At 77.0% G+C, this 25,183-nt stretch carries 21 protein-coding genes and 1 pseudogene; 17 read left to right on the top strand and 5 right to left on the bottom strand.

Features of this window, described 5'->3' with window-relative positions; genetic code table 11:
* Nucleotides 1-23 precede the first annotated feature (23 nt).
* Nucleotides 24-890: a LysR family transcriptional regulator gene (locus ACU616_RS23180; protein WP_446760767.1), complete on the bottom strand. Its 867-nt coding sequence runs from the start codon at nt 888-890 to the stop codon at nt 24-26.
* Nucleotides 891-960: 70 nt separating this feature from the next.
* On the opposite strand from ACU616_RS23180, the gene ACU616_RS23175 reads away from it, so the two are divergent.
* A complete protein-coding gene (locus ACU616_RS23175) occupies nt 961-1,863 on the top strand; it encodes an EamA family transporter (protein ID WP_446760766.1) in 903 nt (300 codons plus the stop codon).
* 41 nt (nt 1,864-1,904) lie between these two features.
* On the opposite strand, the gene ACU616_RS23170 is transcribed toward ACU616_RS23175, so the two are convergent.
* Nucleotides 1,905-2,399, bottom strand: coding sequence for an N-acetyltransferase family protein (locus ACU616_RS23170; protein ID WP_446760765.1), 495 nt, complete (start codon nt 2,397-2,399; stop codon nt 1,905-1,907).
* A gap of 42 nt (nt 2,400-2,441) precedes the next feature.
* On the opposite strand from ACU616_RS23170, the pseudogene ACU616_RS23165 reads away from it, so the two are divergent.
* Nucleotides 2,442-3,029 (top strand): annotated as a pseudogene (locus tag ACU616_RS23165) (NAD-dependent epimerase/dehydratase family protein); the annotation flags it as partial.
* A gap of 669 nt (nt 3,030-3,698) precedes the next feature.
* On the opposite strand, the gene ACU616_RS23160 reads toward ACU616_RS23165, so the two are convergent.
* Both ACU616_RS23160 and ACU616_RS23155 read right to left on the bottom strand, forming a co-directional pair.
* Nucleotides 3,699-4,127 carry a GlcG/HbpS family heme-binding protein gene (locus ACU616_RS23160; RefSeq protein ID WP_446761516.1) on the bottom strand — a complete coding sequence of 143 codons (429 nt, stop codon included), beginning with the start codon at nt 4,125-4,127 and terminating at the stop codon, nt 3,699-3,701.
* Between the two features lie 53 nt (nt 4,128-4,180).
* On the bottom strand, nt 4,181-6,406 hold the full coding sequence (locus ACU616_RS23155; protein WP_446760764.1) for a malate synthase G: 2,226 nt from the start codon (nt 6,404-6,406) through the stop codon (nt 4,181-4,183).
* A gap of 224 nt (nt 6,407-6,630) precedes the next feature.
* On the opposite strand from ACU616_RS23155, the gene ACU616_RS23150 reads away from it, so the two are divergent.
* The 12 genes from ACU616_RS23150 (at nt 6,631) to ACU616_RS23095 (ending at nt 19,813) form a co-directional block, all read left to right on the top strand.
* Complete coding sequence (locus ACU616_RS23150) at nt 6,631-6,996, top strand: helix-turn-helix domain-containing protein (protein ID WP_446760763.1); 366 nt, start codon at nt 6,631-6,633, stop codon at nt 6,994-6,996.
* The gene (locus ACU616_RS23145) at nt 6,882-7,412 is read left to right on the top strand and encodes an IclR family transcriptional regulator (RefSeq protein ID WP_446760762.1); all 531 of its coding nucleotides are present in this window, start codon (nt 6,882-6,884) and stop codon (nt 7,410-7,412) included. Before ACU616_RS23150 ends, ACU616_RS23145 begins: the two co-directional genes overlap by 115 nt.
* Nucleotides 7,413-7,486: 74 nt before the next feature.
* Nucleotides 7,487-9,025 carry a histidine ammonia-lyase gene (hutH, locus tag ACU616_RS23140; RefSeq protein WP_446760761.1) on the top strand — a complete coding sequence of 513 codons (1,539 nt, stop codon included), beginning with the start codon at nt 7,487-7,489 and terminating at the stop codon, nt 9,023-9,025.
* A gap of 59 nt (nt 9,026-9,084) precedes the next feature.
* Nucleotides 9,085-10,782: a urocanate hydratase gene (hutU, locus tag ACU616_RS23135; RefSeq protein ID WP_446760760.1), complete on the top strand. Its 1,698-nt coding sequence runs from the start codon at nt 9,085-9,087 to the stop codon at nt 10,780-10,782.
* Nucleotides 10,783-10,810: 28 nt separating this feature from the next.
* Nucleotides 10,811-12,025: an allantoate amidohydrolase gene (locus tag ACU616_RS23130; protein ID WP_446760759.1), complete on the top strand. Its 1,215-nt coding sequence runs from the start codon at nt 10,811-10,813 to the stop codon at nt 12,023-12,025.
* A complete protein-coding gene (locus ACU616_RS23125) occupies nt 12,022-13,356 on the top strand; it encodes a formimidoylglutamate deiminase (protein WP_446760758.1) in 1,335 nt (444 codons plus the stop codon). The genes ACU616_RS23130 and ACU616_RS23125 overlap by 4 nt, the downstream gene beginning before the upstream one ends.
* Nucleotides 13,353-14,549, top strand: a complete 1,197-nt coding sequence (gene hutI, locus ACU616_RS23120; protein ID WP_446760757.1) for an imidazolonepropionase — start codon at nt 13,353-13,355, stop codon at nt 14,547-14,549. The genes ACU616_RS23125 and hutI overlap by 4 nt, the downstream gene beginning before the upstream one ends.
* A gap of 168 nt (nt 14,550-14,717) precedes the next feature.
* Complete coding sequence (locus tag ACU616_RS23115; RefSeq protein ID WP_446760756.1) at nt 14,718-16,349, top strand: alpha/beta hydrolase; 1,632 nt, start codon at nt 14,718-14,720, stop codon at nt 16,347-16,349.
* Between the two features lie 32 nt (nt 16,350-16,381).
* Nucleotides 16,382-17,596, top strand: a complete 1,215-nt coding sequence (locus tag ACU616_RS23110; protein WP_446760755.1) for an alpha/beta hydrolase — start codon at nt 16,382-16,384, stop codon at nt 17,594-17,596.
* A 341-nt stretch (nt 17,597-17,937) separates the two neighbouring features.
* Nucleotides 17,938-19,131: an NAD(P)/FAD-dependent oxidoreductase gene (locus tag ACU616_RS23105; protein ID WP_446760754.1), complete on the top strand. Its 1,194-nt coding sequence runs from the start codon at nt 17,938-17,940 to the stop codon at nt 19,129-19,131.
* A 251-nt stretch (nt 19,132-19,382) separates the two neighbouring features.
* A complete protein-coding gene (locus ACU616_RS23100; RefSeq protein WP_446760753.1) occupies nt 19,383-19,508 on the top strand; it encodes a hypothetical protein in 126 nt (41 codons plus the stop codon).
* A 98-nt stretch (nt 19,509-19,606) separates the two neighbouring features.
* On the top strand, nt 19,607-19,813 hold the full coding sequence (locus ACU616_RS23095; protein WP_446760752.1) for a hypothetical protein: 207 nt from the start codon (nt 19,607-19,609) through the stop codon (nt 19,811-19,813).
* Between the two features lie 42 nt (nt 19,814-19,855).
* On the opposite strand, the gene ACU616_RS23090 is transcribed toward ACU616_RS23095, so the two are convergent.
* Entirely contained in the window at nt 19,856-22,252 is a 2,397-nt protein-coding gene (locus ACU616_RS23090) for an Hsp70 family protein (protein WP_446760751.1), read from the bottom strand.
* A 160-nt stretch (nt 22,253-22,412) separates the two neighbouring features.
* On the opposite strand from ACU616_RS23090, the gene ACU616_RS23085 reads away from it, so the two are divergent.
* The 3 genes from ACU616_RS23085 (at nt 22,413) to ACU616_RS23075 (ending at nt 25,170) form a co-directional block, all read left to right on the top strand.
* Nucleotides 22,413-23,084, top strand: coding sequence for a sensor histidine kinase (locus ACU616_RS23085; protein ID WP_446760750.1), 672 nt, complete (start codon nt 22,413-22,415; stop codon nt 23,082-23,084).
* On the top strand, nt 23,075-23,740 hold the full coding sequence (locus ACU616_RS23080) for a response regulator transcription factor (protein ID WP_446760749.1): 666 nt from the start codon (nt 23,075-23,077) through the stop codon (nt 23,738-23,740). The genes ACU616_RS23085 and ACU616_RS23080 overlap by 10 nt, the downstream gene beginning before the upstream one ends.
* A 92-nt stretch (nt 23,741-23,832) precedes the next feature.
* Nucleotides 23,833-25,170 (top strand): hypothetical protein, encoded by a 1,338-nt coding sequence (locus tag ACU616_RS23075; protein WP_446760748.1) that lies wholly within the window; start codon nt 23,833-23,835, stop codon nt 25,168-25,170.
* Nucleotides 25,171-25,183 lie beyond the last annotated feature (13 nt).

The following is a 25,183-nucleotide window of genomic DNA, read 5'->3' as shown; positions in this document are numbered from 1 at the left end:
TCGCGCCGGGTCGCGCCGCGTCGTCAGCCGCGGGGCCGGCGGGGGAGCACCTCGCGGGCGAGGCGGACCAGGGCCTCGACGGCCGGGTGGCTGGGCGGGTCGGTCCAGGCGAGGGAGACCGGCACGGGCGGGGTGTCGGTCAGCGGGAGGAACCGGACGCCGGGGTAGCCGTTGAGCTCGGCGGTCGCGCTGACCGTGACGCCGACGCCGCGGCCGGAGGCGATCGCGGCGAGCCAGTCCTCGGTGCTGGTGACCTCGACGGTGCGGGTGGGCCGGCGATCGGGGGGCCACAGCCCCGTTCCGGTCGTCCCCGAGACGCTGTTCACCACGACCGGGTCGTCGGCGAGGTCGGTCAGCGCCAGCCGCGGCCGGTCGGCCAGCCGGTGCTCGGCGGGGACGGCGGCCACCCGGGGCTCGTCGAGCAGGTGCTCGCTGCGCACCCCCGGACCGGGGACGGGGCCGCGGACCACGGCGGCGTCGGCGCGGCCGTCGGACAGGCCCGCGCTGCGGTGGTCGACCTGCACCAGCTGCAGCTCGACGTCGGGGTGGCGCTCGGCCCAGCGGCGCAGCAGCACCGGGGTGTGCACCCCGAGCGCGGACCACGCGTGCCCGAGGCGCAGCGGCCAGGACGGCGGCGCGGCCGGGTCGAGGACGGTGTCGACGGCGGTCACCGCCGCGGCCACGCGGTCGCGGTAGGCGGCGCCGGTGCGGGTGAGGGTCAGGGAGTGGGTGGACCGCTCGACCAGGCGCACGCCCAGGTGGGCCTCGAGCTGGGCCAGCAGCCGGGACACCGCCGGCTGGGTCATGTGCATCCGGGCCGCCGCGGCGGTGATCGTGCCGGCGTCGGCGATGTGCAGGAAGGCCCGCAGGTGCCGCAGGTCGGCGGTCATGCCTGCAGGGTATGACCGCCGCCGACTCGGCATTTCCGCGCGCCCGGCCCGGTTCGTAGCGTCGGGAGGCGTGACCACCACCGCACCTGCAGACCAGCGCACCCCGGCGGTCCTCGCCGCCGGCACCCGGCTCGGGGTGGGGCTGGTGCTGGGTGGGCAGCTCGCCCAGCAGGTCGGCGCGGCCGTGGCCACCGGCCTGTTCGACCGCGTGGGCGCCGTCGGCGCGGTCGGCCTGCGCCTGGGCCTGTCCGCGGTGGTGCTGCTGGCGCTGTGCCGGCCGTCGCTGCGCGCGGTGCGCCGCGGTGGCTGGCCGGTGGTGGTCGGCTACGGCGGCGCGCTGGCCGGCATGAACGTGCTGTTCTACGAGGCGATCGCGCGGCTGCCGCTGGGCACCGCGGTGACCCTGGAGATCCTCGGGCCCCTGGCCCTGTCGGTGCTGACCTCCCGGCGGTGGCTCAGCGTCCTGTGGGCGGCGCTGGCCCTCACCGGGGTGGTCCTGCTCGGCCACGGCGGTCTGGCCGACCTGGACGCCGTCGGCGTCGGCTGCGCACTGGGCGCCGGGGTGCTGTGGGCCTGCTACATCCTCACCGCCCAGCGCTCGGCCACCACCCTCGCCGGGCTCGACGGCCTGGCCCTGGCGTTGGCCGTCGGCGCCGTCGCCGTCGCACCCCTCTCCCTGGCCGCCGCGGGCTCGGCGCTGTTCTCACCCGCCGTCCTGGCCGCCGGCGCCGCCGTCGCCGCGCTGTCCTCGCTGCTGCCCTACGCCCTGGAGGCGATCAGCCTGCGCCGGCTGCCCAGCAGCACCTTCGCCGTCCTGATGAGCCTGGCGCCCGCCGTGGCGGCCGGCACGGGGGCGGTCCTGCTGGGACAGCGCCTCGCACCGGTCGGCGCGCTGGCCATCGCCTGTGTGGTCGCCGCCAGCGCCGGGGCGGTCGCCACCTCCGTGCGACGGCCGCGGCACGACCGGCCGTGACCGCCGTGGTCGGCGCGGCGACGTGACGCCCACCTCGTGGATCAAGCGGCAGCGGGGAGCGGCGCGCCGGCCAGTGGGCTCTGCACGGCGTAGACGCCGTGGGCGGGCGTGAGGACGGCACCGGGGAGCAGCCGGCGCACCAGCCCGACCATGCGGCCGTTGTCGGCCTGGACGTCGGCCGTGAGGGTGCGCACGCCGCGGCGTGCGGCCAGCTCGGTGAGCTCGGCGAGCAGGTGGCGGCCGACGCCGACACCCTGCCAGGCGTCCTCGACGACCACGGCGACGTCGGCGGTGGCGGGGTCGACGGGGGAGCGGTCGTAGCGCGCCACCCCGACCACCTCACCGCCGACGACCGCGACGAGCGCCTCGCGCAGGTCGTGGTCGACCTCGACGAACCGGCGCGCGTCGGCCGGCGGGTGGCGCAGCGGCGAGTGGAAGCGCCGGTACACGGTCTCGGGGGAGAGCCGGTCCCACAGCCGGCAGAAGAGCGGGCCGTCGTCCGGTCGCACCGGCCGGGTGTCCACGGGGATGTCCATCGCGACCTCCTGAGTTCGATTCCCGAACCGTCCTCCTCCCTGATGGGTTCGTCAAGTGAACTCAGCACGCCGTGGCCGTGGCCGCGAACCCGTCCCAGGAGCTGCGCCATGCCGGACACCGTCCTCGTCGCCGGAGCCAGCGGACTGGTCGGAGCCGCCGCCGTCGACCGTTTCCTCGACGACGGCCGGGACGTCGTGGCGGTGTCGCGGCGCAGGCCGGAGGTCGTCAGCGAGCGGCCCTTCCGGCACCGCGCGGTGGACCTGCGGGACGCGGGCGCCTGCACGGCGGCGCTCGCCGGCGTCACCGACGTGAGCCACCCCGTCCACGCCGCCGTCCACGAGAAGCCCGGTCTCGTCGCCGGGTGGACCGAGGACGACCAGATGCAGACCAACCTGGAGATGCTGCAGAACCTGGTCGAGGCGCTGTCCGGTGACGACGCCCTGCAGCACGTGACCCTGCTGCAGGGCACCAAGGCCTACGGCATCCACGTGCACCCGATGCGGGTCCCGGCGCGCGAGCGCCACCCCCGTGACGAGCACGCCGACTCCTACTGGCTGCAGGAGGACCTCCTGGCCGAGTGGGCCGCGCAGCGCGGCCTGCGGTACACGATCTTCCGTCCGCAGCTCGTCGTCGGGCCCGACCACGGCGTCGTGATGGACCTGCCGCCGGTGATCGGTGCCTACGCCGCGATCTGCCGGCAGGAGGGCCGGCCCTTCTTCCCGGGCGGCCCGCGCCTCGTCTGGGAGGCGGTCGACACCCGCATCGTCGCCGGCGCCATCCGCTGGGCCGCCACGGAGCCGGCGGCCGACGGGCAGCACGACAACCTCACCAACGGCGAGGTCTTCGAGTGGCGCGACCTGTGGCCGGCCCTGGCCGAGGAGCTCGGCGTGGAGGTGGGCCCCGACGAGCCGCTGAGCACGGCGGAGTTCCTGCCGTCCAAGGCCGATGTGTGGGACCGCATCGTCGCCGAGCACGGTCTGTGCCCCCTCGGCATGCAGGAGCTGCTGGGGGAGTCGCACCACTACGCCGACTTCTGCTTCCCGCACGGCGCCGCGGAGCCGCCCCTGGCGTTCGTCAGCACGGTGAAGATCAAGCAGCACGGCTTCGGCGAGGTCATGGACACCGAGGAGTCGTTCGGCACTGGATTTGCGTGCTGCAGGAGCGCCGGGTCCCGCCACCGCGCGAGTAGCCGCGCGCTGACCGCACCTGCGCCCCGGAGGCCCCACGACGCCGAGCCGCCGCGGCGTCCTCGACCGGGATCCCGGTCCGGACGCCGCGGCGGCTCGGCGCGGGGCTGCTCAGTCCGGCTGCGCCTGCAGGCCGGCCGCCTCGATGCCGGCGACGGCGGCGGCCTCGTCGTTGTCCGACGTCTCCCCGGAGACGCCCACGGCGCCGAGCAGCGTCCCGGACCCGTCCCGGACGAGCACCCCGCCCGGGACCGGGACCAGCGAACCGCCGACCGCCGCCGTCGCGGCGGCGATGAAGTACGGCTGCTGCTCGGCCCGCGCCATGAGGGCCCGCGACCCCAGGCCCAGCGCGATCGCCCCGTGGGCCTTGCCGAACGCGATCTCGAACCGCTTGGTCGACGAGCCGTCCTCGCGCTCGGCGGCCACCACGTGCCCGCCGGCGTCGAGGACGACGACGGTCAGCGGCTTGAACCCCTTCTCGCGGGCGGCCGCCCGCGCTCCCTCGATGACGGTGCGGGCGGTCTGCAGGTCGATGGCCATGGCGGCTCCTCGTCGTCGGTGCGGGTGGTGACGTCGGGCGGGCGGGACCGGGCTCAGGGCGCCGGGCTCGGGGTGCGGTCCGCGACGACGGCGTCGCGGGTCTGCCCCTGGCCGTCCTCGGTGGACTTGGCCCGCTGCCGCCAGGTGGTCAGTGCCCGCTCGGTGTAGCCGTTGGGCTCCCGCCGCCCGGAGAAGACCAGGTCGAGCGCGGCCTGGAACGACGGGCTGCCGTCGAGGTCGGCACACATCGGCCGGTAGCCCGGCTCGTCGGCGTTCTGCTCGTCGACCACCGCCGCCATCCGGGCGAAGGTCTCGCGCACCTGGCCCTCCTCGACCAGGCCGTGGTGCAGCCAGTTCGCGATCTGCTGGCTGGAGATCCGCAGCGTCGCGCGGTCCTCCATCAGGCCGACGCCCTCGAGGTCCGGGACGGTCGAGCAGCCGATCCCCAACCCGACCCAGCGGACGACGTAGCCCAGGATGGACTGCGCGTTGGTCTCCAGCTCGTGGCGCCTGTCCTCCTCGGCGAGGCCGGCGCCGCCGTCGGGGAGCACGGGCGGCACGAGCAGGCCGCGCCGGTCGGCCAGCGGACGCTGCCTGAGCTCCTCCTGGACGGCGAGCACGTCGGTCTCCAGGTAGTGCAGCGCGTGCAGCGTCGCCGCGGTCGGCGAGGGCACCCACGCCGTGTTCGCCCCGGCCCTCGGGTGCCCGCCCTTGGTGTCGAGCATCTCGCGCATGGCGGCGGGCTTGGCCCACATGCCCTTGCCGATCTGCGCCTGCCCGGCGAACCCCGCGCGCAGCGCCACGTCGACGTTGCGGTCCTCGTAGGTCTTCAGCCAGGTCTGCGACCGCTGGTCGTCCTTGCGGACCACCGGGCCGGCCTCGAAGTCGGTGTGGATCTCGTCGCCGGTGCGGTCGAGGAAGCCGGTGTTGACGAAGATGACGCGGTCGGCCGCGCGGGCGATGCAGGCCTCCAGGTTGACCGACGTCCGCTTCTCCTCGTCCATGATGCCGATCTTGAGGGTGGTCGGCTCGAGGCCGAGCGCCTCCTCCACGGCGGCCAGCAGCTCCACCGACAGGGAGACCTCGTCCGGGCCGTGCATCTTGGGCTTGACGATGTAGACGCTGCCGGTTCGGGTGTTGCTGAACCGGGCCTGCCCGCGCAGGTCGTACAGCGCGGCGGTCGCGGAGACGAGGGCGTCGAGGACCTCCTCGAGGATCGGCTCCCCGTCGGCGGTGCGCACGGCGTCCAGGCGCATGTGGTGGCCCACGTTGCGCACCAGCAGCAGCGACCGGCCGGGCAGGGTCAGCTCCCCGCCGTCGGCCCCGACGTAGGTGCGGTCGCCGTGCACCTCGCGGGTCACGGTCCTGCCGCCCTTGCCGAACGTCGCGGTCAGCTCACCGGTGCGCAGCCCCAGCCAGGTCCGGTAGGCGCCGACCTTGTCCGGCCCGTCCACCGTGGCGACCGAGTCCTCCAGGTCCACGATCGTGCTCACCGCGGACTCCAGCACGGCGTCGGACACCCCGGCGTGGTGCTGGGTCCCCACCCGCGTCGACGGGTCGATCGTGAGCTCCAGGTGCAGCCCGTTGCGGCGCAGCAGCACCGCGGCCGGGCGGTCGCCGTCCCCGGGCCGGTGCCCGGCGAACTGCGCGGGATCGGCCAGGCCGGTGCTCCCGGCGGAGGTGTCGACGGCGAGCTCGCCGGGGGAGGGCACCCGGTAGGCGACGACGTCGGCGTGGCTGCCCTCGGCGAGCGGGAAGAAGCGGTCGAGCAGGCGGTCGGCCTCGGCGATGACCTGCGCGCCGCGGCGCTCGTCGTAGCCCGGGGCCAGCTCGTGCTCGGTCGGGAGGGCGTCGGTGCCGTAGAGGGCGTCGAACAGCGAGCCCCAGCGGGCGTTCGCGGCGTTCAGCGCGTACCGCGGCACGGTCGCCGGCACCACCAGCTGCGGGCCGGCCACCTCGGCGATCTCGCGGTCGACGCGGGTGACCGAGACCGTCGGGTCCTCCAGCGGCAGCAGGTAGCCGATCCCGGTGAGGAACGCCTCCAGTGCCTCGACGTCACCGACCCCGTGCTCGCGGTGCCAGTCGTCGATCTGCTGCTGCAGCTCGTCGCGGCGGCCCAGCAGCTGCCCCACCCGTCCGGCGAACCGCTCGTTCAGCTCGGCCACGGTCGACCAGAACCGCTCGGGCTCGAGGTCGAGCCCGGCCAGCAGCTCGCCGGCCACGAAATCCCGCAGTGCCGGGTCGACCTGCAGCCCACCGGTAGCGCGTGCGTCACTCACGATCTCCACCCTCGTCCCTGTCGTCCGCCGGGACACCCCGTCCCGTCGCCGGAGTCTCCTTCCCGGCGCAGGGCACGGTTGCACCTCCCCTCCGGACGCCGCCTCCCAGGGGCGCCGAGCAGACCTCGCCGCCGCCCGGCGGGCGTCGGGGTGGACGCCGCCGCACGTAGCGTCGGAGGGGTGTCCGAGGCCGCCCGAGGCAGCCGGGGAGCGCGCGCGGCGGCGTGCCGGCCGCCCGTCAGACGCTCGCCCTGCTGCAGGCGCTGGCCCGGCAGCCCGGGCCGGTGCCCGCCGCGGCGCTCGCCCGCGAGCTCGGGCTGCCCCGCTCCACGACCTACCACCTGCTCGCGGAGATGGTGGCGGCGGGCTTCGTCGTCCACCTGCCGGAGGAGCGCCGGTACGGCCTGGGCGTCAGCGCCTTCGAGATCGGCAGCGCCTACGCCCGGCAGGAGCCGCTGGCCCGGCGGCCCGCCCGGTGCTCGCCCGGCTGGTCGACGCGCTCGGCCAGTCGGCGCACCTGGCGGTGCTGCACGGCCGCGAGGTGCTCTACGTCGTCGAGCAGCGCGCCCCGGGCCGGCCGCCGCTGGTGACCGACGTCGGGGTGCGCCTGCCCGCGCAGCTGACGGCCAGCGGCCGGGCCATGCTCGCGGCCCTGCCGGCCGCCCAGGTCCGCGCCCTGTTCCCCGACGCCACGGCCTTCGTCGACCGGCACGGCGTCGGCCCCACCCGGCTCTCCGAGCTGCGCCGCCTGCTCGCCGACGTCCGCCGGGCCGGGCACGCCGGCGAGGACGGGGAGGTGACCCCCGGGTTCGCCTCCGTCGCCGCGCCCGTCCACGACCACGCCGGCCGGCCGGCGGCCAGCGTCGCGGTCACCTTCGTCGCCGACGAGGTCGACCCGTCGGCGCGCGAGCGCATCGCGCACCGGGTCGCCCGGGCGGCCGGGGAGCTGACGAGGCGCATCAACGGCCGCGCACCGTCGTCCCGGGTCCCGTCCCGCACCGGGTAGAACGTCTGAGATCCCAGACAGGACCGGTCCTCCGGCCCTGGGAGCGGGCGCGCCGGAGCTGTCTGATGGGACGCATGGATGCCCAGCGGGTCGTCGTCGGTACCGGTCCCGTCTCCCCGGAGGACGTGGTCCGCGTCGCCCGTGGCGGCGCCCGTGTCACCCTGGCCGACGCCGCGCTCGCCGAGATCGCCCGGTCCCGCGACGTCGTCGACTCCCTGGCGAAGGACGACCGCGCCCACTACGGGGTGTCCACCGGGTTCGGTGCCCTCGCCACCCGGCACATCCCCGCCCGCATGCGCGCCGACCTGCAGCGCAGCCTCGTCCGCTCGCACGCCGCCGGCTCCGGCCCCGAGGTCGAGCGGGAGGTGGTCCGGGCGATGATGCTGCTGCGGCTGTCCACCCTCGCCACCGGCCGCACCGGGGTGCGGCCCGGGACCGCCGCGGCGTACGCGGCGGTGCTGGACGCCGGGCTCACCCCGGTCGTCCACGAGTACGGCTCCCTGGGCTGCTCCGGCGACCTGGCCCCGCTGTCGGCCGCGGCGCTGGCGCTCACGGGGGAGGGGCAGGTCCGCGACGCCGACGGCGCGCTCCGCCCGGCCGCCGAGGCGCTGCGCGCGCACGGCATCGCCCCGGTCGAGCTCGCCGAGAAGGAGGGCCTCGCGCTGGTCAACGGCACCGACGGGATGCTCGGCATGCTGGTGCTCGCGCTGGCCGACCTGCGCCGGCTGCTGACCACCGCCGACGTGGCCGCCGCGATGAGCGTCGAGGCGCAGCTGGGCACCGACGCCGTCTTCGCCGCCGACCTGCAGGCGCTGCGGCCGCACCCCGGGCAGGCCGCCTCGGCGGCCAACCTGCGCGCCCTGCTCGCCGGCAGCGGCATCGTGGCCAGCCACCGCGGACCGGAGTGCACCCGGGTGCAGGACGCCTACTCACTGCGCTGCTCCCCGCAGGTGCACGGCGCCGCCCGCGACACCGTCGACCACGCCGGCACGGTGGCCGCCCGCGAGCTCGACTCCGCCATCGACAACCCCGTCGTCACCCTCGACGGGCGGGTCGAGTCCAACGGCAACTTCCACGGCGCCCCGGTGGCCCACGTCCTCGACTTCCTCGCGATCGCCACCGCCGACGTCGCCGGCATCAGCGAGCGCCGCACCGACCGCTTCCTCGACGTCGCCCGCAACCACGGGCTGCCGCCCTTCCTGGCCGCCGACCCCGGGGTCGACTCCGGCCTCATGATCGCGCAGTACACCGCGGCCGGGATCGTCAGCGAGCTCAAGCGCCTGGCCGCACCGGCCAGCGTCGACTCGATCCCGTCGTCGGCGATGCAGGAGGACCACGTCTCGATGGGCTGGGCGGCCGGCCGCAAGCTGCGCCGCGCGGTGGACGGCCTGACCCGGGTGCTCGCCGTCGAGGTCCTCACCGCGGCCCGCGCCCTGGACCTGCGCGCGCCGCTCGACCCGGCCCCGGCGACCGCCGCGGTGCGCGACGCCGTCCGCGCCGCCGGCGTGCCGGGCCCGGGCCGCGACCGGCACCTGGCGCCCGAGATCGAGACGGTGGTCGAGCTGGTCGCCGGCGGCGCGGTCGTGGCAGCCACCGGCCTGTCCCTGTCCTGACGCCCGGGGCGGACCCGACCCACCGGCCCGCGCGGCCGGCCCACGCAGAGGAGGACGACATGGACGGAGCACGACCGGTGCGCGCCGCCCGCGGCAGCGGCCTGACCGCGCGCAGCTGGCAGACCGAGGCGCCGCTGCGGATGCTGCAGAACAACCTCGACCCCGAGGTGGCCGAGCGTCCCGACGACCTCGTCGTCTACGGCGGCACCGGGCGCGCGGCGCGCGACTGGCGCAGCTTCGACGCCATGGTGCGCACGCTCACCACCCTGCGCGAGGACGAGACGATGCTCGTGCAGTCTGGCCGCCCGGTCGGGGTGCTGCAGACCCACGAGTGGGCGCCGCGGGTGCTCATCGCCAACTCCAACCTGGTGGGCGACTGGGCCACCTGGCCGGAGTTCCGCCGGCTGGAGCGGCTGGGCCTGACCATGTACGGCCAGATGACCGCGGGCTCGTGGATCTACATCGGCACCCAGGGCATCCTGCAGGGCACCTACGAGACCTTCGCCGCGGTGGCGGCCAAGCGGTTCGGCGGGACCCTCGCCGGCACCCTGACCCTCACCGGCGGCTGCGGCGGCATGGGCGGCGCCCAGCCGCTGGCGGTCACCCTCAACGGCGGGGTCTGCCTGGTCGTCGACGTCGACGAGACCCGGCTGCGCCGCCGGGTCGAGCACCGCTACCTCGACGAGGTGGCCACCGACCTCGACCGGGCGGTCGAGCGCTGCCTGGCCGCCAAGCGGGACCGGCGGGCGCTGTCGGTCGGGCTGGTCGGCAACGCGGCCACCGTGTTCCCCGAGCTGCTGCGCCGCGGCGTGGAGGTCGACGTCGTCACCGACCAGACCTCCGCGCACGACCCGCTGTCCTACCTGCCCGAGGGCGTCGAGCTCGGCGACTGGCGCGACTCCGCCGAGCGGAAGCCGGAGGAGTTCACCGACCGGGCCCGGGCCTCCATGGCCAAGCACGTCGAGGCCATGGTCGGCTTCCTCGACGCCGGCGCCGAGGTCTTCGACTACGGCAACTCCATCCGCGACGAGGCCCGCCTCGGCGGCTTCGCGCGCGCGTTCGCCTTCCCCGGCTTCGTCCCGGCCTACATCCGGCCGCTGTTCTGCGAGGGCAAGGGCCCCTTCCGCTGGGCGGCACTGTCCGGGGACCCTGCCGACATCGCGGCCACCGACCGCGCCGTCCTCGACCTCTTCCCCGAGGACGACCACCTGCAGCGCTGGATCCGCGCCGCCCAGGAGAAGGTCGCCTTCCAGGGGCTGCCGGCCCGCATCTGCTGGCTCGGCTACGGCGAGCGGGACGCCGCCGGCCTGCGGTTCAACGAGCTGGTCGCCTCCGGCGAGGTCGCCGCGCCGATCGTCATCGGCCGCGACCACCTCGACTGCGGCTCGGTCGCCTCCCCCTACCGCGAGACCGAGGCGATGGCCGACGGCTCGGACGCCATCGCCGACTGGCCGCTGCTCAACGCCCTGGTCACCACCGCGTCCGGGGCCAGCTGGGTGTCGATCCACCACGGCGGCGGCGTCGGGATCGGCCGGTCGATCCACGCCGGCCAGGTCAGCGTCGCCGACGGCACGCCGCTGGCCGCGCAGAAGCTGGCGCGGGTGCTGCGCAACGACCCGGCCACGGGGGTCATCCGGCACGTGGACGCCGGCTACGACCGGGCCGTCGACGTGGCCGCGGAGCGCGGCGTCCGGACGCCGATGCGCGAGGGCGACGGCGCGGGCGTGGGCGCGGGCACGGGCGGGGCGGGGTCGTGACCGGCGGCCGGCCGGCGGGAGCGCGGCGGTGACGTTCGGGGGGATGTGGGCGGAGCTGGCCCCGGTCGGCAGGGACGCCGCCACCGGCGGGTACCACCGCTTCGCCTGGACCCCGACCGACGCCGTGCTCCGGGAGTGGTTCCGGGCCGAGGCGCAGCGCCGGTCCCTGGACGTCACCACCGACCGCGCCGGCAACCTGTGGGCCTGGACCGCGGACCCGGACGCCGCGGTCGCCGCCGGCCGGCCCGGCCTGGTCCTCGGCAGCCACCTGGACTCGGTGCCCGACGGCGGCGCGTTCGACGGGCCGCTGGGCGTGGTCTCGGCCTTCGCCGCGCTGGACCTCCTGCGCGCCCGCGGGACCGAGCCGCGGCGGCCGCTGGCCATCGCCTGCTTCGCGGACGAGGAGGGCGCGCGGTTCGGGATCGCCTGCGCCGGCTCGCGCCTGCTCACCGGCGCGCTGGACGCCGACCGCGCCCGGTCCCTGACCGACGCCGGGGGCGTGTCGATGGCCGAGGCCCTCGCGGCGGCCGGCCACGATCCGCGGTCCCTGGGCCGCGACGAGGAGACGCTGCGCCGGATCGGCGGCTACCTGGAGCTGCACGTGGAGCAGGGCCGGGGGCTGGCCCACGCGCGGGACGGCCGGGGCGCGGCGGTGGGCGTGGCGGACGCGATCTGGCCGCACGGGCGCTGGCTGCTGGACCTGCGCGGGCGCGCCGACCACGCGGGCACCACCCGGCTGGCCGACCGCGACGACCCGGTGCTGACCCTGGCCGGCGTCGTCACGCGGGCGCGCAGCGCCGCCGAGCGGCACGGCGCCGTGGCGACGGTCGGCCGGGTCCTCGTGCACCCCAACGGGGTCAACGCCATCCCGTCGCGGGTCACCGCCTGGCTCGACGCCCGCGGGCCGGAGGAGAGCGCGGTCCGGGCCGTCGTCGCCGACGTGGCCGACGCCGCCGGGACCGCGCCGGACGAGGAGTCGTGGACGCCGTCGACGGTCTTCGACCCCGCCCTGCGCGACCGCCTCGCCGCCCTGCTCGCCGGCCCCGACGGCGCGCCCGCGCCCGTGCTGCCGACCGCGGCCGGGCACGACGCCGGGGTCCTGGCGGCCGCCGGGATCCCCAGCGGGATGCTGTTCGTGCGCAATCCGACCGGCACCTCGCACTCCCCGGAGGAGCACGCCGAGGAGGCCGACTGCCTGGCCGGCGTCTCGGCGCTGGCCCGTGCGGTGGAGGCGCTGGCGTGACGGGGCCGGCGGGCTGGTGGTGTGAGCACGCGTGGCTGGACACCGGGCCGGTGGCCGGCGTGCGGGTGCTCGTCGACGACGGCCGCATCACCGCGGTGGAGCCCGGAGCCCCTGCTCGGCCCGGCGACGCCCGCCTGCCCGGCCTGGTGCTCCCCGGCCTCGCCGACGCGCACTCGCACGCCTTCCACCGGGCGCTGCGCGGCCGCACCCACGACCAGGGGGGCACCTTCTGGACCTGGCGCCGGCGGATGTACGCGGTCGCCGCGCGGCTCGACCCGGACTCCTACCTCGCGCTGGCCCGGGCGGCGTACGCCGAGATGGCGCTGGCCGGGGTCACCTGCGTCGGCGAGTTCCACTACCTCCACCACGCCCCCCGGGGCCGGCGCTACGCCGATCCGAACGCGATGTCGGCGGCGCTGGTGCAGGCCGCCGCGGAGGCGGGGATCCGGCTGACCCTGCTCGACGCCTGCTACCTCGCCGGGGGGCTGGAGGCCGGCGGCCACACCCCGCTCGACGAGGTGCAGCTGCGGTTCGCCGACGCCGACGCCGACGCCTGGGCCGCGCGGGTGGCCGCCCTGCCGGAGCGCCCCGGCGTGCGCGTGGGCGCGGCCGTGCACTCGGTGCGCGCGGTGCCGGCCGGCCAGCTGGGGGTCGTGGCCGCGGCGGCGCGCGGCCGGCCGCTGCACGTCCACCTCTCCGAGCAGCCCCGGGAGAACGAGGCCTGCCGGGCCGTCCACGGCCGCACCCCCACCGCGCTGCTGGAGCGGCACGGGGTGCTCGGCCCGGCGACGACCGCGGTGCACGCCACCCACCTGACCGACGACGACGTGGCGGTCCTCGGGCGGACCGGGACCGCGGTCTGCGCCTGCCCGAGCACCGAGGCCGACCTCGCCGACGGCATCGGGCCGTTCCGCCGGCTGGCCGACGCCGGCGCGCCCCTGTGCCTGGGCGGCGACCAGCACGCCCTCACCGACCTGCTCGCCGAGGCCCGGCTGCTCGAGGCCCACGAGCGGCTGGCCACCGGGCAGCGCGGGCGCTTCCCCCCGGCCGAGCTCGTCGCCGCCCTCACCGTCCAGGGGCACCGCGCTCTGGGCTGGCCCGACGCGGGCTGCCTGGCGCCGGGCCGCCGCGCCGACCTCGTCGCCGTCCGGCTGGACAGCCCGCGCACCGCCGGCTGCGCCCCCGGCCAGGCGCCGCTGGTCGCCACCGCCGCGGACGTCGACACCGTCGTCGTAGACGGCCGCGTCGTCGTCCGCGGGGGCCGGCACGTCCTCGGCGACGTCGGCCGGCTGCTCGCCGACGCCGTCGACCCGCTGTGGGAGGGCGCGTGAGCACCCTGGTCACCGGCATCGCCGAGCTGGTCACGAACGACCCCGGGCGGGGCGAGGGCCTCCTGGGCACGGTGCCCGACGCCGCCGTCGTCGTCTCCGACGGCGTGGTGGCCTGGGTCGGGCCGGAGCGCGCGGCGCCGGCGGCCGACCGGCGCGTCGACGTCGGGGGCCGGGCGGTGGTCCCCGGCTTCGTCGACTCCCACGCCCACCTGGTCTTCGCCGGCGACCGGGCCGCGGAGTTCGAGGCCCGGATGTCGGGCGCCCGCTACGACGGCGGCGGGATCTCGGCGACCGTCCACGCCACCCGCGCGGCCCCGGACGACGCCCTCCGCGCCCGGCTGCGGGCCCTGCTCGCCGAGATGCGGGCCCAGGGCACCACGACCGTGGAGGTCAAGAGCGGCTACGGGCTGACCGTGGCCGACGAGGCGCGGGCCCTCCGGATCGCCGCCGAGTGCACCCCGGAGACGACGTTCCTCGGCGCCCACGTCGTGCCGGCGGAGTACACCGGCCGCACGGAGGACTACCTCGCCCTGGTCCGCGGCCCGATGCTCGCCGCCTGCGCCCCCCACGCGCGCTGGGTCGACGTCTTCTGCGAGCCCGCCTCCCCGCACGCCTTCGACGGCGCGGCGGCCCGGGCCGTCCTGGAGGCCGGCCGCGCCGCCGGGCTCGGGCTGCGGGTGCACGCCAACCAGCTGTCGGCCGGCCCCGGCGTCCGGCTGGCCGTCGAGCTCGGCGCGGCCAGCGCCGACCACTGCACCCACCTCACCGGCGCCGACGTCGACGCGCTCGCCGCCGGGACGACGGTCGCCACGCTGCTGCCGGGGGTGGAGTTCTCCACGCGCTCGCCGTACCCCGAGGCGCGCCGGCTGCTCGACGCCGGGGTGACCGTCGCGCTGGCCACCGACTGCAACCCGGGCAGCTGCTTCACCTCCTCGATGGCCTTCTGCATCGCGCTCGCCGTCCGCGAGATGCGGATGACCCCGGCCGAGGCGCTGTGGGCCGCGACCGCCGGCGGCGCGGCCGCCCTGCGGCGCACTGACGTCGGCCGGCTCACCCCCGGTGCCCGAGCCGACCTCGCCGTGCTCGACGCGCCGTCCTACCGCCACCTCGCCTACCGCCCCGGCGTGCCGATCGTCCGGGCCCTCGACCCCGACCCGGCCGGGCCGGGCAAGCCGGCGGCGAAGCGGTCCTGAGGCCGCGGCGGTCACCCGGACGCCGTCCCTCGCGCGAGGGATCCCGGGCCACCGCAGGACCACCCGCGCGGGACCCCGGGTCGCCCCCGCGTGGGGCTCGTGGACGGCGCTCCTCCGGCCGCACGCTCGGTGCCCTCGTCCCCGCAGCACCGAGGCCCGGAGGTCCACATGAGCACCACCCGCACCCGACCGACCCGGCGCCTGCTGCCGTCCGTCCTGGCCGCCACGTGTGCCGTGGCCACCGCGCTCACGGCGGCCTGCACCACGACCGCGGGGCCCGCTGGGCCGCCCGTCCCCGCCACCGCCGCGGCCGAGCTCCCACCCGGCGGCGTGCCCGGCGTCCCGGTGCCGACGATCGAGTGGCGCGACGCCGGCGACGGCTACCAGGAGGCCACCGCCGCGGTGCCCTACGACTACGCCGACCCCGGGGGCCGCAGCCTGGGCCTGCACCTGGTCCGGCTGCCCGCCACCGACCCGGCGCACCGGATCGGCTCGCTGTTCGTGAACTTCGGCGGCCCCGGATCCGACGCCGCCGAGACGATCCGCGCCATGGGGCGGCAGCTGCTGCCGCCGGAGGTGCTGGCCCGCTACGACCTGGTCGGCGCCGACCCCCGCGGCACGGGCCAGAGCTCACCGGTGCGCTGCTTCGACGACCCCGCGGAGCTGTGGACCCTGTCCTACACCACCGCCCAGGACTTCCCCACCACCCCGGCCGAGGAGGCCGAGGCCGTCGCCCAGGCGCGCCGCCTCGCCGACGCCTGCCGGACCCGCAACGGCGACCTGCTCGACCACGTCGGCACGCTCCCGGCCGCCCGGGACCTGGACGTGCTGCGGGCCGCGCTCGGTGACGACCGGATCAACCTGATCGGGCTGTCCTACGGCACCTTCCTCGGTCAGGTGGTCGCCAACGTCTTCCCCGACCGCGTCGGCGCGCTCGTCCTCGACTCGGTACTGGACCCCGCCTGGGCCGACGGGGAGGAGGGCAGCACCGCGTGGCTGCGCGCCCACTCCGCCGAGGGCAGCGCGGACACCCTGCAGCAGTTCCTCGAGCAGTGCGGGCAGGCCGGCCCGCAGCGGTGCGCGTTCGCCGCGGACGGCGACCCGCGACGCGCGTTCGACGTGCTCGCCGACCGGCTGCGCACCTCTCCGCTGACCGTTCCCCTCCCCGGACGGCCGCCCGAGCAGTTCGGCTACGCCGAGCTGCTCGAGGTCACCTTCGGCCTCACCACGCTGTACCTGCCCGGCAACTGGCCGGCGCTCGCCCAGTTCCTGCAGGCGGTCGCCACCGGTGACACCGACGTCGTGGGGGAGCTCCTGGCCGTGCTCGGGCCGTCGGCGGTCCCCGGGTTCGAGGGCCTGCTCACCGCCAACGTGGCCATCACCTGCGCCGACACCGACAACCCGGCCGATCCGCACCGCTACGGGCAGCTCGGACGCCGGTACGACCGGACCGTCGCCCCCTACGCCGGGTCACGGTGGGCGTACCTCGGGCTGCCCTGCGCGGTGTGGCAGGGGCACTCCACCGAGCGCCACACCGGCCCGTGGACCGCGACGACCGCCGAGCCCGTCCTGCTGGTCGCCACCCGGCACGACCCGGCGACCCCGTACGGCAACGCGGTCCGGGTCCACGACCTGCTGCCGAACAGCACGCTGCTGACCGTGGACGGCGTCGGGCACCCCGCGCTCCTCTCCAGCAGCTGCGCGCTGCAGCTGACGAGCCGGTACCTGCTCACCGGCGCCACCCCGGCCGCGGGGACGGTCTGCCCGCAGGACCAGGGCCCCTTCGACCCGCCGGCGTGACCCGTCCCTCCCGATCCCCGGAGATGGTCCCGATGTCGCTCTCCGACGCCCTGGTCGACCCGCCGCTCCCGGCCTCGCGGTCCGGACCGCCGCGCCGCCTGCTGCCGGCGCTGGTCGCCCTGCTCGCCTCCGCGCTGGCGGTGGTGTGCGGCGCCGTGCTCCTCGGCGCGTACCTGCCCGCCGTCCCCGTGGTCGGGCCGATCGGCTCGGTCCTCGCCGGCGACCTCCCGGTGCACGTCGCCCTGCTCGCCGTCGCGGGGCTCGTGCTGGCCCTGGTGGCGCTGCGGGCCGGGCTGGTGCGGTGGGGGCGGGTGCTGACCGCGGCGACGGTCGTCTGCGTCCTGGCCGCACTGACCGTCGTGGGGGTGCAGGTCTCCGCCGCCGCCCGCGCCGGTGCCGACGTCCCGTGGCGTGGCGTCCTCACGCAGATCGGCACCCCGGCGGCGCAGCCGGACGAGACCACGACCTACGCCCGCCCCGGGGGCACGGCGCTGGACGTCGACGTGTACCTGCCCCCGGCCGACGTCCGGGGGGCGACGCCGGCGGTGGTGCTGGTCCACGGGGGCGGGTACCGCAGCGGGGACAGGGCCGACCTCGGTGGGACCGGGCGCTGGCTCGCCGAGCACGGGGTCGCCGTCTTCGCCGTCGACCACCGGCTGGCCACGCCCACCACGCCGACGTGGGACCGGGCTCCGCAGGACGTGGTGTGCGCGCTGGCCTGGGTCCAGGACGACGCCGCCCGCTACGGCGTCGACCCCACCCGGGTGTCGCTCGGCGGGATGTCCGCGGGCGGAGCGCTGGCGCTGGGCGCGGCCTACCGCCTGGAGGCCGGGACGATCGCGTCCAGCTGCGGGCGGACGCCGGCCCCTCCGGCCTCCGTCGTCGGCTTCTACCCCGTCACCGACGTGGTCCGGTCGTGGGAGGACGACGTCGACAGCTCGCGGGAGGCGGCCGAGTGGTTCACCGGCGGGACTCCCGAGGACCACCCGGAGCGCTACGCCGCCGTGTCGCCGAGCACCGCCGTCCGGCCGGGCCTGCCGCCCACCCTCCTCGTGGTGGGCGCGCACGACCTGGGCACCCGCCCCGAGGTGGTGACGGCGTTCGCCGCAGCTCTCACCGCCCGCGGCAACGACGTCACGGTGGAGGTGCTGCCCTTCGCGGTGCACGCCTTCGACGCCGTCGACGGCAGCATCGCCACCCAGACCGCCCGCCAGGTCCTGCTCGACTTCCTCCTCGGGGGCTCCTGACCCCGGGGGAGGAGCTCACCCGCGCGGCCGGCCGCCCGCCTCGGCCGGGTCAGCAAGTGGGCGATCCAGGAGGGTGAGGACGGTGTTCGCGCCGAACACAGGTGGCTGGCCGTCACCGCGGCGAGGAGCAGGGCCACGACCAGGACGGCCAGCCAGGAGAACGCGTCGCGCCGGACGGTCACGATGCCGTGGATCGACAGCGTCCGCTCGGCGCGGTGCCCTTCCACGTCAGTGGGCTGCTGGCCCGGGTGGGGGCCGTGGTCTCTGACGACGTGGGCCCGTGACCGCCCGCCCGGCACCGTGCGGCAGAGTCATGGCGCCGGGAGTCGGGAGGTGGACGCGTGCGCAGTTCCTCCGTCTCGCTCTGGCAGGACGAGCCGTACCGTCCGCGCGCCCCGCTGGAGGGGGAGGCGCGGACGGACGTCTGCGTGATCGGCGCCGGTGTGGGCGGCCTGGCCACCACGCGGCGGCTCATCGACGCCGGCCTGTCGGTCGTCGTGCTGGAGCGGCACGAGGTGGCCTCCGGCGCGAGCGGCCGCAACGGCGGCTTCCTCATCGCCGGTGCCGCGCCGATGTACCACGACAGCCGCCGCCTCTGGGGACGCGAGCGGGCGGCCGCCGTCCACCGCGCGACGCTGACCGCCCAGCGCGAGCTGCTCGAGGTGGCCGGGTCCGTCGGCGCGCGCCACCACTTCCGCGTCGGCGGGCTGCTGCGGCTCGCCGTCAACGCGGACGAGGCCGGCGACGTCCGGGCGAACGCCGCCGCGCTCGCCGAGGACGGGTTCCCCGGACAGCTGGTCGAGGCCGGTGACCTCCCGGCCCCGCTCGCCCGGCCCGACCGGGCCGGGCTGTTCCTGCCCCACGACGGATCGGTGCACCCGGTCCGCTGGCTCCGGGCGCTCGCCGGCGTCCTGGCGTCCCGCGGCGTGCGGCTCTTCGAGCACTCGGCGGTGGTCGGACCACCGGCCGCCGACGGCGACGGCGTCCGCGTGCGGACCGCGTCGGGGGTCGTCCGGTGCGACCGGGCGGTCGTGGCCGTGGACGGCGACCTGGCCGCGCTCGTGCCCCCGGCGGGGGCCGTCCGCCCGCGGCGCCTGAACGCGCTCGCCACGGCACCGCTGCGCCGGGCGGTCCTCCCGTTCCCCGTGTACGCGCGGTACGGCCACGAGTACGCGCACCAGACGGCGGACGGCCGGATCGTGCTCGGCGGCTTCTCCGACCTCGACGGGGACGCGAGCTGGACGGCCCGGGCCGAGGTCTCCGCGCCCGTCCAGGCGCGCCTGGACCGCTGGCTGCACGAGGAGCTCGGGGTGGAGGCACCGGTGACGCACCGCTGGGCGGGGGTCGTGGGCTTCGCCGAGGACCCCCTGCCCCGTTGCGGGCCGGTGCCCGGCACCGACGGGCGGGTGCTCGCGCTGGGCGGCTACAACGGCACCGGTCACGTGCAGGCGTGGGTGGCCTCCCGCGTGGTGGCCGACCTCGTGGTGACCGGCCGGAGCCCGTCGGCCGGGCTCTACGCGCCCGTCGACGCCTGACGGGGCCGGGCCGGGTCGGTCCGCCGCGGCCGCCGCGGTCCGCCGGCCGCACCCTGGGCGGGAGGCAGGCCCCGTATCCCGGTGGGGTGTTCCCGCTCTGAGGAGTGGGGTCGGCGCGCGGCTGATCGGGGGTGCGCCCGATGGTCCGCCCGGCCGCCGGAGGACATCGTTGCCTCGTGCTGGAGAACCAGGACGACACCGCCGTCCCGAGGCCCGGGAACGGGCGTCGGCCACGCGAGAGGAGCACCACCGTGTCCCGTCCCCGCCCGTGCCACCGGCACCCCGCGCACCGCTGGATCGCCGGCTGCGCCGACTGCACCGCCTGGCACCTGACCGCCCAGCTCCCCCTGCGGCGCACCGCGTCGTCGCCCGGGTGAGCCGTCCGCGCGACCCCGCGCCGCCTCGCCCTCGTCCCCCACCCACCCCTCCGCCGGCGCCCCCCGGAGCTCGCGGAGACCCCCGATCGGAGTTCGCCATGACCACCACCGTCGAGAGCCCGCTGGACGGCCTGCGCGCCGTCCTCGAGGTCGAGTTCTCCCGGGCGCGGACCAGGCTCGCGGAGGCCCGCAGCCAGCAGCGCCGCAAGGACACCCCGAGCGCCCGCGCCGCCGTCGCCGCCCGCGGTGCCGAGATCGACGCGGTGCTCGACATGTACCTCGCGGCCCGGGCAGCACCGGCCTGAAGGGGCGGTTCCCGGGCCTCCCGGCAGCTCCGCGCCGCCGGTTCAGGCCGCGAGGTCCAGCACGGTCAGCGTGCGGCCGTCCAGGTCGCTCACGTACCCCGTGGTGCCGTCGGGCAGGACGGCCAGGGACGTCGGTGACGGACCGGTGGGGATCGTGGCGGTCACGGTTAGACCGTCCGCGCTGATCACCGAGACCGAGTCGTCGCCGTTGTTGACGACGTAGGCGAACCGGCCGTCGGGGGCCCAGGTGACGAACTGGGGGTGCGTCCCCACGGCGACCCTGCCGACCACCGTGTTGCTGTCCGTGTCGATCACCGAGACCGACGCGGAGTCGAAGTTGACGGCGGCGACGAGGGGCCGCACCGGGTTCACGGCCACGCTGTGGGGGCTGTGTTCGACCGGGACCTCCGCGACGACGGTGTCGGTCGCCGGGTCGACGACGGAGACCAGGTCGGACTCGTGGTCGGCGACGTAGGCGCGTGTGCCGTCGGGGGTGAAGTCGATCCAGTGGGGGTTGGCCGGCACCCTGAAGTCGTGGACGACGTCCCTGGTGCGGGTGTCGATCACCGAGATGGTGCCCGAGTCGTGGTTGGGCACGTAGAGCTCCTCCCCGTCGGCGGTGACCGCGGCGAGGAAGGGACGGGTCCGGACGCCGATCGTGTCGACGACCGTGTTCGTCGTCGTGTCCAGCACGCTGACCGCCGCGACCGTGCGCGCGTCGTCCCACACGCTGACGTAGACCTCCCTGCCGTCGGGCGAGAAGGTCAGGAACTGGCTCGGGCCGGCCGTGACCGGGATCGTCGCGGTCACCTGCCCGGCCGCGGTGTCGACGACGGTGACCACCCCGGCGGCGCGGTTGGCGACGTAGAGCTGACGGCCGTCCGGCGCCGCCGCCACGAACCCCGGGGTCTCCCCGACCGGGATGGTGCCGGCCACGGACGGGACGGGGACGCTGGTCGCCACCTGCGGGGACGGCGACGCCTCGGACGAGGAGGCGGCCGAGGAGGCCGGGGAGCCGGCGCCCTCCTCGACGTCGCGCGGCGCCGGGCGCAGCACGAGGTAGATCCCGAGGCCGGCCAGCGCGACGACGAGCACCGCGGCGATGCCCGCGAGCAGCGGCCGGCGCCGGGGGCGCGACCCCGGCCTCCCCGGTGACGGCGACCCCGGCGGCGGGGTCCCCGGCCTGCGCGGCGGCCCGCTCGCGGCGGGAGCGGGCGGCGCCACGACCGACGCCACGGGGGAGGGCCGTGTCCCGGCCTCCGGGCCCGACGTCCCCACCGCCGGACCGGCCGCGGCGCGCGGCGCGGGGACCGACGACGGGACCTGCCGCGGAGCCCGGGCAGCCGAGGCGGCGCGCCCCGCGGTCGTGTCCCGACCGCTCCGGGACCGGCCGAGGAGGGCCGCGCCGAGGGCCACGGCGTGCACGGGGTGGGCGCTGACCACGGTGGGGCGCCCCAGCTCCTCCGAGACCATCCGCGCGACCAGCGGGATGCGGGAGGAGCCGCCGACGAGGAGCACCGCGGTCAGCTCGCCCGCCTCGACCCGGGCCGTCCGCAGTGCCCGGTCGAGGGTGCCGATGGTCGACTCGACCGGTGCCCGGATCATGTTCTCGAACTCGGCGCGGGTGAGCGGGACCTCGACGTGCCTGGTCGGCAGGAACACCGGGATGGTCGTCTCCGGCTCGGTCGACAGCGTCTCCTTCGCCAGGACGCAGTCCTGGCGGAGCCGGGTCAGCGCGACCACGGTCCGCGGATCGCCGGTGTCCAGCTCGGACAGTGCGCCGCCCGAGACGTTGTCGACGTGGGTGAGGACGGCGTCGTCGAAGTCCGCCCCGCCCAGGCGCTCGATCCCGTCCGGCGTGCCGAGGACGTCGAAGCCGGTCCTGCTGCGGCGCAGGACCGTGGCGTCGAAGGTGCCCCCGCCGAGGTCGTAGACGGCGATGGTCTCGCCCTCGGCCAGCCGGTGTGTCGTCGCGTGGTGCGCCGCGGCGGCCTCCGGCTCGGGAACGAACCGGGCCGTGGCCAGCCCCGCGGACGCGGGGACCTCCTCGAACAGCTCGCGGCGGAAGGGTCCCCAGGTGGCCGGGTGGGTGAGCACCACCTCGCCGGGGTCGTCGCCCTCGACCTCGCGGACCCGCTCGAGCACGTCCCGCAGCAGGGCCGCCAGCAGGACGGTCGGTGTGTGGGGACGACCCCCGAGGACCAGGGGGTCGGGGTTCCCCAGGCTGCGCCGCACCTCCCGCGCGACCCGGTCCGGGCTGCTCGCGGCGCGTCGGGCCGCCGCGTCGCCGGTCACCAGCCGGCCGTCGTCCCGGACGAGGACGACGGCGGGGACGACCAGGGAGCCCTCACCGAGCGGGAACACGTCGACACCCCGGTCGCGGCCCACGGCGGCCGCGACGGAGGTCGTACCGAGGTCCACCCCGAGGCTGTAGGTCACGACGCTCCCCCCAGGAAGAGCCGCATCGTATCGGCCCCCGCGCGGGCACCGGCCCGGATCGGGAGTGGGAGGTCGACGCCGCGCCGGTGGGGTTGTCCCCACCCGAGGTCGGGGGCGGTCCCCCTGGCGCCGGGGGAGGAGCGCCGGGGACGATTCGACGATGGCGCGTGAGCCCGCCCCCGGCACGGGAGAGGTCCTGGCCTCCGCCGGCCCGGACCCCGGTCCCGGCGACCGGTCGCCGGAGACCCCGCTGCCCGGCGGGGCGCCGCGACGGGCGGAGCGTGAACGGTGGCTGCGGCGACTGCGGTTGCAGCGCCAGCTGCACGACGGTGCCTCGCTGCGGATCTCCGCGCTCGCCCTGCAGCTCGGCGTCTTCCGGAGCCGGGTGCCGGACGGGGAGACGGACCTGCGTGCGTCCGTCGACGGGCTCCAGGACCAGCTGCACGCCGTGCTGCAGGAGCTGCGACAGGTCGCGCGGGAGATCTACCCCCCCTTGCTCGACCAGGCGGGGCTGCAGGCGGCGCTGTGCGAGGCCGCCGACGGCATCGAGGTGCCCGTGGCGGTCACCGCGCCGGTCGGGCGCCTGGACCCGGCCGTCGAGGGTGCCGCGTACTTCGCGGTCACCGACTGTCTGCGCGCCCTGGAGCCGGGTGGGCCCCCTGCCGGGGTGACCCTCCGAGCAGGGAGGGACGTGCTGCGCATCGTCGTCGACGGGGTGCCGGTGCGGCTGGCCTCCGTCATGGGGGACCAGGTCCGGGGACTGGGCGGCGAGGTGACCACCGAGGGTGGGCCCGGGACCGGCTCGATCACCGTGAGCATCCCGTGCGGGTAGCGCTGGCCGAGGACGGGGCCCTGTTCCGCGAGGGCCTGCTCATGCTGCTGCGCGCCGCGGGTCACGAGGTGGTCGGCTGCACCGCCGACGGGGACGCCCTCGTCGACCTGCTGGCCGACCAGCCGGTGGACGTCGCCATCCTCGACATCCGCATGCCGCCGGAGCCCGACGGCGGGCTGGTCACCGCCGAGCGGCTGCGGGCCGCGCACCCCGGCATGGGGCTGCTGTTCCTCTCCCACTACGCCGAGAGCCACTACCTCGTGCGGATCCTGCAGATCGGCACCGACGGCATCGGGTACCGGCTGAAGGAGAAGGTGGGCAGCGTCGACGTGCTCACCGACACCCTCACCCGCATCCGCGACGGCGAGATCGTCATCGAGCCGGTGCTGGCCAAGCGGCTGGTGCAGCGCCCCCAGGGGGACCGCAAGCAGGTCGTCGACTCCCTGTCGGCCCGGGAGCTCGAGGTGCTGGGGCTGATGGCCGAGGGCCGCTCGAACAACGGCATCGCCACCGAGCTGTTCGTCACGCAGAAGGCCGTGGAGAAGCACATCGCCAACATCTTCGACAAGCTGGGCCTGCCCAACGACGCCACGGCGCACCACCGCCGGGTGCTCGCGGTGCTCACCTATCTGCGCTCGCAGCGCGACGACGGCTGACCGGTGCGGGGGAGGGTTGGCCCCACCCGCCGACCCCCCTAGCGTGGGAACGGACCCGATTCCGGACCGACCGCCGAGGGCCGGGGGTGGCGATGACCCGGGCTGCCGCGCTCCGCTGGCTGCTGGTCGCCGTCCCCGTGGCCGCGCTGCTGGTCGTCGTCCAGCGTGTCGGGGACGCGGTGGGCTCCCGGCAGGTCGCGGTCCTGCTGCCGTTCGCCGCGGTGGCGCTGGCCGCGGCGGCCCTGGGCCCGGTCCTGCCGGTGCTCGACCGCCTGGTCGCCAGGGTGGCCCCGCACCGCCCGGTCAGCCCGGACGCGGCGCTGGCCGACGCGGCCCGGCGCAGCCGGACGGGAACGCTGGAGGAGACCCTGCCCGGGCTGGCGGAGACGGTGGCCGCTGGCACCGGGGCGCGGCAGGCGGCGGTCTGGCTGGCGGTGGAGGACCACCTCGTCGAGGCCGCACGCCACCCTCCGCGGCCGGAGCCGGCGGACTCCCCGGAGGAGACCGTCCCGAACCTCGCCGTCCTGCTCGAGCGGCCGGACACCGACCAGGTCGCCCCGGTGCTGGACGGACCGCACCTGCAGGCCGTGCTGGCGATCAGCAAGCCGGCGGCGGTCACCGCCGCCGACCGCCGGCTCCTGCAGGACATCGCGAACGGCGCGGGCCTGCTGCTGCGCGTCGTCGCCCTCAACGCCGAGCTCGCGCGGCGGGTGCGGCGGGCGGCGGACCTGGCCGACGAGCTGCAGGCGTCGCGACGGCGGCTGGCCTCCGCCCGCGACGCCGAGCGGCGGCGCCTGGCCGGCGAGATCTCGCACGTCACCAGCGACCGGATGGGCCGCCTGCGGGCCGAGCTCGCGGCGGCGCGGGCCGCGCTGGACGCCGTCCCGGCCGAGCCCGGACCCGTGCGGGAGGCGCTGTCCCGGGCGCGCGTCGAGCTGGACTCCCTGCTGGAGCGCTTCCGCGCCGTCGCCCGCGGGGTGTACCCGGCGGTCCTGCGCGACCAGGGCCTGGCGGCGGCCCTCGAGGAGCTGGTGGCCGACCTCCCCCGGCCGGTCCACCTCTCGGGCGGCACGCGGGGACGGCTGGGCTGGGAGATCGAGTCCGGGGTGTACTTCGTCACCGCGTCGGCGCTGCGCGTGCTCGCCGGCCGCCCGGCCGACCCGGGGATCGGGGTGCGGCTCGACCACGCCGAGGGGCGGGTCGGCGTCTGCATCGAGGACCCGGCGCCGCCCGTGCCCCGCGAGCGCCTGGGGGCCCTGCTCGCCGACGACGCCGAACGGCTCGCCGCGCTCGGCGGGACCCTGGAGCTCCCCCCGGGCGAGCCGGGCCCGGTCCTGTTGCGGGCCTGGCTGCCGGACCGGCTCGAGCCGGTCGCCGACGCCGAGGTGGACACCGCAGCCGACGCCGCGGCCGGGTCGGCGGTCCGGTGACGGCGCCGCGTCC

Source organism: Geodermatophilus sp. URMC 62 (assembly GCF_052931475.1).
The sequence above is the reverse complement of the archived record's forward strand: the minus strand, read 5'-3'. Positions and strand labels throughout refer to the sequence as shown.